9 protein-coding genes and 1 tRNA gene are annotated in these 13,143 nt (G+C 34.7%); 9 read left to right on the top strand and 1 reads right to left on the bottom strand.

Annotated elements, in window-relative coordinates; all coding sequences use genetic code 11:
- The first annotated feature begins 167 nt into the window (after positions 1-167).
- The 4 genes from P856_RS04455 (at position 168) to P856_RS00900 (ending at position 4,864) form a co-directional block, all read left to right on the top strand.
- Positions 168-338, top strand: coding sequence for a hypothetical protein (locus tag P856_RS04455; RefSeq protein ID WP_158380567.1), 171 nt, complete (start codon positions 168-170; stop codon positions 336-338).
- A 96-nt stretch (positions 339-434) separates the two neighbouring features.
- Positions 435-1,496, top strand: a complete 1,062-nt coding sequence (locus tag P856_RS00910; RefSeq protein ID WP_025300302.1) for a homocysteine S-methyltransferase family protein — start codon at positions 435-437, stop codon at positions 1,494-1,496.
- Positions 1,493-4,132 carry a methionine synthase gene (gene metH / locus P856_RS00905; RefSeq protein ID WP_025300301.1) on the top strand — a complete coding sequence of 880 codons (2,640 nt, stop codon included), beginning with the start codon at positions 1,493-1,495 and terminating at the stop codon, positions 4,130-4,132. Before P856_RS00910 ends, metH begins: the two co-directional genes overlap by 4 nt.
- Before the next feature lie 658 nt (positions 4,133-4,790).
- Positions 4,791-4,864 (top strand) — tRNA-Pro (locus tag P856_RS00900).
- A 434-nt stretch (positions 4,865-5,298) separates the two neighbouring features.
- On the opposite strand, the gene aptA is transcribed toward P856_RS00900, so the two are convergent.
- The gene (aptA, locus tag P856_RS00895) at positions 5,299-6,606 is read right to left on the bottom strand and encodes an omega-aminotransferase AptA (protein WP_227028692.1); all 1,308 of its coding nucleotides are present in this window, start codon (positions 6,604-6,606) and stop codon (positions 5,299-5,301) included.
- A 1,301-nt stretch (positions 6,607-7,907) separates the two neighbouring features.
- On the opposite strand from aptA, the gene P856_RS00890 reads away from it, so the two are divergent.
- The 5 genes from P856_RS00890 (at position 7,908) to P856_RS00865 (ending at position 12,370) form a co-directional block, all read left to right on the top strand.
- A complete protein-coding gene (locus tag P856_RS00890) occupies positions 7,908-8,453 on the top strand; it encodes a DUF721 domain-containing protein (protein WP_025300299.1) in 546 nt (181 codons plus the stop codon).
- A 1,771-nt stretch (positions 8,454-10,224) separates the two neighbouring features.
- Complete coding sequence (locus P856_RS00880) at positions 10,225-10,950, top strand: F0F1 ATP synthase subunit A (RefSeq protein WP_025300297.1); 726 nt, start codon at positions 10,225-10,227, stop codon at positions 10,948-10,950.
- Between the two features lie 49 nt (positions 10,951-10,999).
- Positions 11,000-11,224 (top strand): ATP synthase subunit C family protein, encoded by a 225-nt coding sequence (locus tag P856_RS00875; protein ID WP_015087984.1) that lies wholly within the window; start codon positions 11,000-11,002, stop codon positions 11,222-11,224.
- 64 nt (positions 11,225-11,288) lie between these two features.
- On the top strand, positions 11,289-11,891 hold the full coding sequence (locus tag P856_RS00870) for a F0F1 ATP synthase subunit B family protein (protein WP_025300296.1): 603 nt from the start codon (positions 11,289-11,291) through the stop codon (positions 11,889-11,891).
- On the top strand, positions 11,891-12,370 hold the full coding sequence (locus P856_RS00865) for a F0F1 ATP synthase subunit B family protein (RefSeq protein WP_025300295.1): 480 nt from the start codon (positions 11,891-11,893) through the stop codon (positions 12,368-12,370). The genes P856_RS00870 and P856_RS00865 overlap by 1 nt, the downstream gene beginning before the upstream one ends.
- Positions 12,371-13,143 lie beyond the last annotated feature (773 nt).

Raw genomic sequence — 13,143 nt, 5'->3', positions numbered from 1 at the left:
AGTAAAATTCTATTTTTAACCTTAATCTAATCATAGCATGATTTTGTAGAAGCTAGCAAATAGCGCTGTAATCTTATTAAGTGAATTTTATTGATTAGCTTAGCGATATTAACCAATAAAAATAATTTTAAGATATTGAATATGAAACAAACAAAAGCTAACTCGAAGTGTTTTTATGTAATTTTGCTGCTTGTGTTGTGGTATTAGGGATGTTTAGAATACAAAAAGACTTTGGTGTAGCTTGGAACAATAATATGTCATTACAAATCTATCCTTATTTCCGCAGCATCCTTATCTCTGCCTTATCTCTGATAGAAGATATCGCTGCTGGTGGCTAAGGAAACTCAAAGTAACTATATTATGTCTGAAATACTAAAAACTAAACGGAGATGTGGAATATTGCTTGTGGTTATTGATAAATTTGGAGAGAGTGGATGACTGCAGATGCATTGCAACTTTCGCATCTTACTAAACAGAGAATCGTTATCTTAGACGGTGCTATGGGTACTATGATTCAAAAAATGAGCTTAACAGAGAATGATTTTCGCGGAGAGCGTTTCACTGATGCGAGCCATGCGCTAAAGGGGGACAATGATATATTGAACTTATCTCAACCAGATAAAATTGAAGATATACATCTTCAATATTTTAATGCGGGCTCTGATATTGCTCAAACTAATACTTTCAATGCAACATCGATCAGCCAAGCGGATTATGGCCTTGCTCATTTAGCAAGAGAAATTAATTTCGAAGGTGCGCGAATAGCCCGCCGTGCCGCTGATAAAGTATGTGTTGCAAAAGGAGTAAGAACTTTCGTAGCCGGATGTCTTGGACCAACTAATCGCACCGCATCAATCTCACCAAACGTTTCTGATCCAGGAGCACGTAATATCACTTTTGATAAGCTTCGCGATGCTTATCTTGAAGCAACTTTAGCACTCATCGAAGGCGGCGTTGATATAATCCTGGTTGAGACTATCTTCGATACACTTAATGCAAAAGCGGCTTTGTTTGCAATCGAGCAGGCTTTTGACAAATTAGATGTTAAACTACCGATTATGCTGAGTGGTACTATTACTGATCTTTCTGGTCGTACCCTCTCTGGGCAAACACCAGAAGCGTTCTGGAATTCGCTACGTCATGTCAATCCTTTTAGCGTTGGCTTTAACTGCGCGCTAGGAGCTAAAGATCTACGCCCACATATAGCTGAGCTATCTCGAGTAGCTGATGTCATGATTTCAGCACACCCCAATGCTGGCTTACCGAACGAATTTGGTGGTTATGATGAGAAACCAGAACAGACCGCTTCCCATATTGCTCAATGGGCAAAAGAAGGATTAGTAAATATAGTCGGCGGTTGTTGTGGGACAACTCCAGCACATATAGCAGCGATTTCTAATCGTGTGCGTGGCATAACCCCACGTGTTGTACCTCATCTATCGCGCCGACTACGCTTATCTGGTCTGGAACCATTTGACCTAAGGAGCACATTGTGACAAGAATCACTAGTACATTTGTCAACATAGGAGAGCGAACTAACGTTACTGGCTCGGCGCGTTTTCGCAAACTAATCTCTGAAAGTCAATATGATATTGCTCTTGAAATTGCCCGACAACAGGTGGACGGCGGTGCTCAAATCCTTGACGTGAATATGGATGAAGGCTTGCTTAACAGCGAAGCTGAAATGTCCACATACTTAAACTTGATCGCTAGTGAGCCAGACATTAGCCGCGTACCGATAATGATAGATAGCTCTAAATGGTCAGTAATAGAGGCTGGTTTAAAATGCCTACAGGGTAAAAGCATTGTTAATTCAATAAGCCTGAAAGAAGGTAAAGAACAGTTTCTTAAGCAGGCGAGATTAGTACGCCGTTATGGAGCGGCTATGGTAGTTATGGCTTTTGATGAACAAGGTCAGGCTGAGACCGCTGAACGCAAATATGCGATCTGCAAGCGAGCCTACGACATCCTATTAAAAGAAATTGATTTTCCTCCCGAAGATATCATCTTTGACCCAAACATTTTTGCTGTAGCAACTGGTATCGATGAGCATAACGATTATGCACGAGCCTTCTTCGAAGGTACTAAGTTAATTAAAAAAAACCTGCCATACGCTCATGTTTCAGGGGGTGTATCCAACGTATCTTTTGCATTCCGCGGTAATAACGTGGTGCGTGAAGCTATGCACGCTTGCTTTTTGTACCATGCAATCAAAGCTGGGCTAGATATGGCTATCGTTAATGCAGGATCTCTGCCTGTGTATCAGAATATCCCTGAGGATTTGCGAGAACGAATTGAGGATGTTTTACTAAACCGATCCAATAATGCTACTGATCGAATGCTAGAGATTGCTGAAAGGTATCGCGGTTCTAGCGGAATTACCAAGATAATTGATCATACATGGCGTGAACAGACCGTAGATAAACGTCTAGAGCATGCTTTAGTACACGGCATTAGCGATTTTGTTGATATAGATGTAGAGGAAGCGCGAAAAAAATACGACCAGCCAATTCAAGTCATTGAAATCCCGCTAATGAACGGCATGAACTTAGTAGGTGATTTGTTTGGCGCAGGAAAGATGTTCTTGCCTCAAGTAGTAAAATCAGCCCGTGTTATGAAAAAGGCTGTCTCTATCTTGCTGCCTTATATCGAAAAGAAAAAAGATGCGGGGCGCCCTGGGAAGGGTACGATCTTAATGGCTACTGTCAATGGCGATGTTCACGACATAGGCAAAAATATCGTTGGTGTTGTATTGCAATGTAATAACTATAAAGTTATTGACTTAGGAGTAATGGTGCCTTGCGCGAAAATATTAGAAGTTGCTGTTAAAGAAAAAGTAGATATTATTGGTCTTTCGGGTCTAATTACTCCGAGCTTAGATGAGATGGTGTATGTCGCATCTGAAATGCAGCGTGAAAAACTAGAATTGCCATTACTGATTGGTGGAGCCACAACTTCGAAGATACATACAGCAGTAAAAATTGATCCAACATATAATGGGCCAGTTGTGCATGTGACAGATGCTAGCCGTTCAGTAGGAGTAGTTCAGGAATTGCTATCGTCCAATAGACGCTTCGCTTATGCGAAAAGTATCCGCGCCGAATATCATAGTATAGCTGAGAAAAGATACATTAGCCGCATCGATCGTAATAGAATTACAATCGATGCGGCTCGGTCTAACAGATCGAAATTTGAATGGATCAACTATCAACCACCCAAGCCTACTTTTGAAGGTATTAAGGTGTTTGATAATTATCCACTACAAGAATTGATCAATAGAATCGATTGGCACCCCTTCTTCGCTACTTGGGAGCTGCGAGGACGTTTTCCTGATATCATTGATGATCCAGTTGTTGGCAAGACCGCTAGCTCGTTATGGAACGACGCTAAAGATATGTTAAAACAAATAATAGATAACGAATGGGCTAGACCTCGTGCAGTGATAGGTTTTTGGGCAGCAAAAGCTGAGATGGATGATATCCTACTGACGACTAGTGATGGGGAGTTTGTTGTTCACACTTTACGCCAACAAATTCCACGCGATTCAAATAGAGCAAATCTAGCTTTATCTGACTACATATCGCCTAGTGGCAACGATTGGTTAGGAGGATTTGCTGTTACTGCCGGCAAAGAAATTCAAGAAAAGGCCAAAAATTTTGAAGAAATTGGAGATGTATACAATTCTATTCTATTAAAAGCACTAGCAGACCGTCTCGCAGAAGCTTTTGCTGAACGTTTACATGAGAGAGTACGTCGCGAATTTTGGGGTTATGCGCCCGATGAGGATCTATCCAACGAACGTCTCATCGCAGAAGACTACCGAGGAATTCGCCCAGCGCCTGGCTACCCAGCCTGTCCAGATCACACTGAAAAGAAAACCCTATTTGATTTACTGGACGCTGAAAAGCAAGTAGGTGTTAACCTAACTAAATCATTTGCTATGTGGCCAGCCTCATCAGTTTCTGGTTGGTATTTTTCTCATCCATCTGCTCGCTATTTTGGCCTCGGTAAAATTGAACGAGATCAAGTTGAAGATTATGCTCAGCGAAAGGGAATGCCAACAAAATCAGTAGAGCGTTGGTTAGCTTCATCGCTAGCCTACGATACGGAGAAAATGAGATCAGAAGTTTAACCAAAAATTACAGCACTCTCAGTACCTAGCTTTAAACTACTTACCTATACTGATTGAAATCGCACAAGCTTTGATCTGCAAACCTAACACAAAATCTAAAATAATAGACTAGTAACTATGGTTACGGAGTGGTCTATCAATTTTGGATTATTTTTAACAATTCAATACTTTTTTAAGCTAAGTTACATTCTTCATTTACTTTAAGCATAACGTTTATGCCGATAATTTTTTTTTGCTACGCGTATTAACAAAAGGTAGTATTAAACTTTGGACAATCATTTGAGATTATTAATTATGTAAGCATGTGCTAAATTTATCATTCTAATGCTAGAAGGTAACAAAGAAAAATATTATTCATTAATCGAAAGATTAAGCTCTAGACTGATCAATTTTTATAAACTAGCAAAAATTCTTTCGTGATAAAAATCATATTGAATAGATATTCTAAAACTATATAATATCTGAAATGATCAAATGATAATCTACAAAAATGAATAAAAATTCACGTTATTCAGATAATAAAAGCTCTCTTTTAATACATTAGAGACTAAATTTTTATAGAAGATGGCTTTAGCTAACAAGAAAAAATTTAATATTGTATAGTTAAATTATTGAATATTTAATAATCGATAAAAACAAGTTTGATAGCTAATTTAGTCGGGGAGTAGCTCAGCATGGTAGAGCACTGTCTTCGGGAGGCAGGGGCCGGAGGTTCAAATCCTCTCTCCCCGATTAAGGTAACATGCATGTAACTTTGCTCAAAAACCGATCAACACTAGGAGCTATTATGCATTAACTAACAATAAAAATTATCCCTGCATAAAGCAAACCGCCTTACCAATGAAATTACCTCAACAATACAAATTGTTACACAAAAATAGCTACAATGTACAATTATTATAAGATCTTAACTAATAGCTTAATCAACTACTATCTGCGTTATTTCTGAGAAAGAGCAATTTTCTAAATTGCATGAATTTTTAATTAAATTAAACAACTTCGAATACCATATGAACCTTAAACTAAATAGCAGTAGTACCCCATAAGCTATATTATCTCTATTCAAATGCTATGTTATTTATAAAATTTTTCTAAAAAAAATTAATTTTTCTAATAAATTACAGTAAAAAACAAAAGTAAAAATACAACGATGTCATTAATAGAAATTAATTTATACTTCGTAGTACTCTGCGAATGACATCGATAATAAAGTCAATCTGATTCTTTTCAATGATTAACGGAGGTGATAATGCAATGGTATCACCGGTAGTGCGAATCAATAAACCTTTATCATAACATTGCTTAAAGGCTTCCATTGCACGCACAGTGGGTTTATTATTGACGCCTTCTAATTCAATCGCAGCAATCATGCCAAGATTGCGAATATCAACAACATGTTTATTGCCTTTTAAGGAATGCACGGCTTCTTCCAAGTAAGGTGCTAATTCAGCTGATCTCTTGAATAGTTCTTCATTTTGGTACAATTCAATAGTAGCAAGGCCTGCTGCGCAAGCAACCGGGTGACCAGAACATGTATATCCATGAAATAACTCAATAGCACCTTCCGGCGCATCCATAAAAGCTTCATAAATACCATTTCGGCAAAACACTGCCCCCATGGGGACTGTAGCATTCGTAATGCCTTTAGCCGTAGTAAAGATATCAGGTTTTACAGCAAAATAATCACTAGCGAACGCTGTACCGATACGTCCAAAACCAGTAATCACCTCATCAAAAATCAGTAATATGTCGTGCGCATCACAAATCTCTCGTAAACGACCCAGATATCCCTTCGGAGGTACAAGCACGCCAGTAGATCCTGCTAATGGTTCGACAATAACAGCAGCTATGGTAGATGAATCATGCAAAACAAACAACCGTTCTAAATCATCGGCTAGATGCATACCCCATTCCGGTTCACCTTTGCTATAAGCATTATGTTTGATATTATGAGTATGACATATATAATCAACACCATTTAACAAGCTAGAAAATTGCTTTCGATTAGCTGAAATTCCACCAATCGAAACACCCCCAAAATTAACCCCATGATAGCTTCGCTCACGAGCAATAAATCTAGTACGTGTCGTACTTCCACGAGAATAATGATATGCTAAAGCGATCTTCAGTGCAGTATCAATAGATTCTGATCCAGAATTAGTAAAAAAAATGTGACTAAATCCCTGGACCATATGGATTAAACGTTCAGCAAACTCGAATGATAAAGGATGTCCTATCTGAAACGTTGGAGCAAAGTCAAGAAGTTCCGCCTGTTTTTTAATTGCATCAACAATTGACTTGCGGCAGTGTCCAGCATTAGAACACCATAATCCTGAGGTACCATCTAGCACTTGTCTACCATCTGTTGTGGTATAATACACACCCTCGGCCCTTACAAGTAGGCGAGGATTATGCTTAAAGTCGCGATTAGAGGTAAACGGCATCCAGAACGACTCAAGATTATTCAACTTCATTTTATCAACACGCACTTGAGCAAGATATACCACGCAAAAAGCAGACAAAAATATAAATCATCTGCTTGCTAAATTAATTTATTACTTAAAGCTTAACAGCAAAATTATTGCACGAGAAATTGATCAAAATGTATATAATTCAAAAACTATCTGCTAAAATCAATTTAGCTAACGCTATTCTATATCATTCCTTACTCTATGACAATAAAAATTAAAAAATATTATTCGCTCATTCATTAATGCACACCCAAAATTAACGTTTAAATGGATATTGTTTAGCAATATACAAATATTATAGGCATGCAAAATATTAACATCCTAATTTCTCAATTGGCCAGTAGATTATAAAATAGTTAAAAGATTTATCTATGAAATGCCTAAATACGATAAATTAATTATAGTAGTATTTAGTAAATTCAGTATTCTGCAAATTAGCAAATATTAGTAGTATACGTTTAAGTATTATGTATAGAAAATACAATTTTTCCATAATATTAATTGATAATATTACTTATTTATAGATAATATTACTTATTTATACAATTTTATATATAAAATCTGAATACAGTCAGTAAAATTAAATGCAACAAATAAAGGATCGTTAATAATCAAATTAACTTATAGACAATACTTACTAGGAGTAAGTATAATAAATGCTAGGCACTATGCGATGTCCAATATAGAAAATATATCATGCCTATTGAACGTGAATGCAAATAAAATTCTCTGGGTACTGCTTGGAGCAACCTTCAAGACAACATAAATATCTACATTATGGAAACAAATGAATAAAACTACAGCACTGTGGTTGATAAGAAGACTTCTATATAGTATTTTGCTCTATTCGACGAACTTGAATAGCAAATTAAAATAAGTAAACTAGCAATCGATACCGGTGATGTAGATATTTATAGCTAAAATTATTTTATTATGAGTAAAACTAATATAACGCTTAGTAAACTACAATTATTTAAAAAAAACAAAATTAAATTTTTAGCAAAAATTGCTGCTAATTTCTGGCTCTATAATATAGATGCAATTATTATACTACGTTCTTAATATTTAGATATAGATAATATTTAGATATAGAATAAAAATATAGCATGATTTCAATTAATATTGGCTAAGCGAATATACGCTTAAAAGCGTACAAAAATAATCATTGCCTTGGGGTAAACTACCAGTCTAAATCTATAGAAGATATTAAACAATTTTCAATTATAAATGATATCATCAACACAAACAGTAAAATTCAACATTCTATAATAACTATTAAGCTTTAATTTATTAACTGCAAAAGCATGCAAAATGTTAGAAAAAAAAGGGATAGAACAAGAAAGCTTCGTCGTAGCGGCTTACGTCCATTTTCCTACTTTGCACCAGAATTAATTGATCCACTGTTTCATAAGCGTGGATTCGTAAAAGGAATTATACCTAAGCGGTGGAGACAAATCGTTGGCAATAATCTAGCGCAATGCTGTGCTCCTGAATCACTCCATTTCCCATACGGTAAAAGTCATGGAGCTATACTAAAAATTGTCTCCCTATCTGGTAATGCCCTAGAAATACAGTATTTATCTACTCAAATCATTGACAAAATAAACAGTTACTTAGGCTGTGCCACAGTGGCAAGAATACAAATTCGGCAAGGTGTGCTACTAAAATCACCAAAATTACACCGATCAACCTTGGTTACATTAGAAAAAAGCGACAAAACAGCTGTTCACGCTCAGGTAACCGGCATACGTGATATGAATCTACGAAATCATCTTAGGTCTTTAGGTGAAGCAATTATCGCACGCAACAAGTTAACTGATGATAATAAGCAGGATACTTATTTTGACTAATCAAAGCAATACTAAAAAGGATCAGCTTACGGGGATGGACACTAAAGTTACTTCAGAATGCGATATAATACATGCAAAAATAAAATTAATCTTTTATACACAATTAACGTTATGGCATTCTTCGATGCATTTTGATGTAATGGTCGATTACCTAAGTCATATCAGCATTATATTAAGGATATAAGAAATACATCAAAAGTTATTATATTACTTAGTAGTCTCAATAAATATTACTTAGTAGTCCAAATAAATTTAACATTATTGATTACAAACAATTTAATAATAAATAGCTATACTAAAATATTGTAAACTAAAATATTGTAATAATTACTCAGCTTAGAATATTACTCTCTCTAATATTTCTCTTTTAGCTTTATTGAATAACTTTTATAATCAAATAACCAATACTGTAGTTAAATCAGAATCAAATTTCTGCCCAAAGAGACAAATCGATAGATTGTAAATCTGTTCATATTTTTATGCTAATTTTATCGTTGATAATAAACTTTTAAGATATAATTAAAGAATAATCTCTACGAGAGAGAGATATCGTAAAATATCGAATTCTAGACTATAATGGTTTTAAATAATCACCTCAACATAAACTCTCTGCTCGAGAAAGTTTCGATCTTCACCTTAAACTTAAAAAAACAATGACTGTAAGGAAAATAACTAGCCGAAAGCTACACTGATAACCCATTAACGTAGAAGACACTGCGAGAAAATCTATTCTTGAGCGATTAATATTAGGATCAATCTTTAGTAAAAATTCAGGATAAAATCAACTAAAATTAGGATATTATTATATTAGATTAAATACACATAATAACTAGACCCCTCCATAATCAATCGTACTTATTAATTTTGAAAGGATTCAAGAAACAAGATTAAGAAATCTTAAATAAATTACCTAACATTCAACAGGTTGATTTTATTAGCAAAAGCGAAAGCTAGCAGCATAACTATTATGCTTTTTCTGGTTTGCCAAAGTACATCTTTGTTTTTAAAAAAATTTGCTATCTGTAATGCCAATACCGTTTCACTTTTTTGAAGCAAGAGCTACTAATAAAAATACAATCGATGCTAAAGTAGTCTCTAAACATAAAAAATTTTATTTTATGTTAGTGAGATAACGCACTCCTTAGTAAGGTAATACAAACCTACTAATAGTATGCTTTGTATTACTAATAGTATGCTTTGTATAATAAACTGTCTTTGTAAAATAGAATAATACAAATCCGGATATAAATCTCGTGGACTATTTTTGCAATCTCGTTCTTGACTTTAGAATTTTCCGCGCATAAAGTCATAACTCGTGTATGCTATGATGCTACTTAAACTCGTGTATGCTATGATGCTACTTACAATTTCGTTTTATGAAAGCAGCTAGCATAGCTAATGAATGTTCTAGGACCTTATGGTAAATTTGCATAATTGTCTTGTTGCCCATCGATAGCAAGTTTATTAAAGTAGTAATTAATTTTTAATATTACTGTAATTGCCAACAAATGTTATATTTGTCTGTTGGGAAACTATTAGATGAGAACAAAATTTCTGAAATGATTAAGCAGATTAATATAGATTAAATGCTAGTTGATCAAATGTTAAATCTTTATTATTTAAATGCTACTGCTGAAGTGAAAGAACTTTATTGACTAGCTTGCTGATTTATTATTTTTCATTAGGTTTCTGATCGAAATGCTTTTTCTAAAGACTTTAGATTCACTTAGCTCCATCCTAACGCAAACTAAAACGAAAAGGGGGTTTTTAGTTGGTCTCTTCAATTGCACAGTTTCAGATTAAACCGATTGGTGCGGAACTTCATCTATTTGGCATAGACATATCCTTTAACAATTCCGCACTATTTATGATCATAGCTACCATTTTAGTGAGCGCATTTCTTACCCAATCGGTAAAGAGTAGTTATACGATTCCTAATCGAATTCAATCACTCGCAGAAATGACTTATGAATTTACCACTAAGATAGTATCCGAAAATGTAGGCATAGAAGGAATGGCTTACTTTCCTTTGATCTTTTCATTATTTATGTTTATTCTGGCGGGTAACTTGTTAGGTATACTACCGTACGCTTATACTTTCACTAGTCAAATCATTGTTACCTTCGCTATCTCGATAGCAATCTTCTTAGGCATAACTGTTATCGCTATTATTAAGCATGGTACAAAGTTCTTCAGATTCTTTTTACCATCAGGGACACCTGTATATATGGCTCCTTTGCTGATTCCCATCGAAATTTTATCTTATCTTTCGCGTCCGATAAGCCTATCTGTAAGATTGTTTGCGAACATGGTGGCTGGGCATACAATGATGAAAGTCTTTGGCGGATTTGTAATCTCTCTTGGTGCAGCTGGTTTTGTACCATTGCTATTCTTGGTAGCCTTGACTGCTTTTGAGGTGCTTGTAGCGGTACTTCAGGCTTATGTGTTTACGATCATTACCTGCATTTATTTATCCGACGCTCTTTACTTGCATTAAAGTACTCTCCCTGTAACATATTAAAGTTGTTTAGAAAAGGAATATGCTAATGGAACTTGAATCTGCTAAGATGATCGGTGCCGGTCTCGCTGTTGTTGCCCTAATGGGTGTAGGTATTGGTATCGGTAATATATTCTCCACGCTAATTGCTTCAGTAGCGCGCAACCCAGCAGCTCGTGGAGAGGTATTCAGCATAGGTATTTTAGGGTTTGCTCTAACAGAAGCTGTTGCATTGTTTGCGCTGTTAATTGCATTTTTAATCCTATTTACTTAAATTAATTAATTGCTAATTTCCTAGTTAATCTTAAAGACAGTCCTCAGGAAGAACATCATCAAATATGATTGTCAGCAAAATAATCTACTATCTCCGCAACCTCTGGCTGGTTGCTTTATCAGGCATTGCTTACAAACTCCCAGCTTGGGCAGCTTCAAAAAAACAAAGCGATAGCAGTGGTTTACCGCAATTTGATACAAGTACATACTCAAGCCAAATTTTCTGGCTAATTATAAGTTTTTTGCTGTTTTATTTTATTATGTCAACAAAAGCTATTCCACGAATAGCTTTTGTTCTTAGAGAAAGGCAAAAGCGAATTGAAGGTGATATAAATAAAGCTAATAGTTTACGCGAAGAAGCCGATGAAATAAGAATTAAATACGAAAGATTTTTGGCTGAATCTAGGTCGCAAGCTAATGAGATAATTTGTAATTCAATTAACCAAATTGCTAATCAACGAGCTCATGCAAAGGAAGCATTAAAGTCATCAGAAAAAATTAAATCAGCTGAAGCCATTATAATCGAGCAAAAAACTAAGGCTCTTAATAGCTTAGACTTCGTAGCTTGCGAAGCTGCCGCTGCCGCAACAAGAAAATTGATTGGTACTCAGATAAGTAAGAGTAAAGTTACAAAAGTTGTAACGGCAATAATGAGAAAGAATACTTAATGTTACTTGATCCAACTTTTTGGGGAGCAATCGCTTTTTTCATATTTGTAGTGATTGCATATTGGAAGGCTTGGCCTGTGATTGCGGCCATTATTGATGAAAGAACTAAAAAAATTTATTCCTCTATCGAGGAGGCTCGAGCACTTCGTAAAAAGACTCAAGCAATTAATGAAGATTGTCGATATCATCAGCGTAACGCGCTAAATGAATCAGAAATCATTATAAATCAAGCTAAATCTGAAGCTATAAAAATGCAAAAAGATGCTGAGATAAGTTTGGCTAGATACATGGCTAATCAAGAAAATTTTGCTATGAAAATGATCAAGGTGGATGAAATTAGAGCTTTTCAAGAGGTGCAAGATCAAATGGTCGATCTTGCAATCGCCGCTACCGCAAGATTGATTACAGAAAACATTAATACTAATACTCATAAAAAGCTTATTTCTAGAACTATAGATGAAATTTTAGTTAGATTCTAAATAAATATTATTATTATGGAGACCCCCGCCCAAGAAGTATTAAATTATAATTTTAATTATAGCGTTTTAAATTGTTGCTATTGAAGTTTAAATTATACCATTTAGCAAAATTTCTATTGGTAGGAATAATGTGTTAAAAACATAGCATTAATAATCAAATTATTCGTTTATTTATTTGCTTAACCCAGTTTTTGCTAGACCTTAGTAAGCAATTTAAAATTAAAAGAAAACAAGTGTGTAATTGATTATAGGTATTGTAAGTTAAGAATAAATAATGATTATGTTTATTATTTATGAGTATTTCTATTTATCCACTAAAATAAAAAAGCAATAGCTGACTTTATTTATAGAACTATAAGCGAATTTGACTTAATCCTCTAGATAGCTAAAATAACCCTAGCATTACTTAAATAATGCTAGGGTTATTTCTTATTTATGAGTTTAATTGATAAATGCTATCCTGTATTACAACCACATTTAAACAATCCTGCTTATCTAATTTTATCGTCTATGCAATATTATAGATTATTTTCTACACTAACCCTTATAAACCCATAGACTAAAAAAATTAATATAGAATAAATAATATATAATCTTTTTTGCAGTATTTACGGAATCTTATTAACCAAATTACCTGATAACAATATAATAATTAAGTAACATTTTTATCGATCATGAATTTGGGCATTAAAAGCACAGTCCAATAACTAGTAATCGCTAAAGCAATTTTTAAAGTAAGGAAGAAATCTCACACTGTACAGCAAATTATCACA

The sequence above is a fragment of the Candidatus Endolissoclinum faulkneri L5 genome (assembly GCF_000510265.1).
GTDB classification, from domain to species: domain Bacteria; phylum Pseudomonadota; class Alphaproteobacteria; order Thalassobaculales; family Thalassobaculaceae; genus Thalassobaculum; species Thalassobaculum faulkneri_A.
Note: the sequence above shows the minus strand (reverse complement) of the source record. Positions and strands in the feature narration are given on the sequence as shown.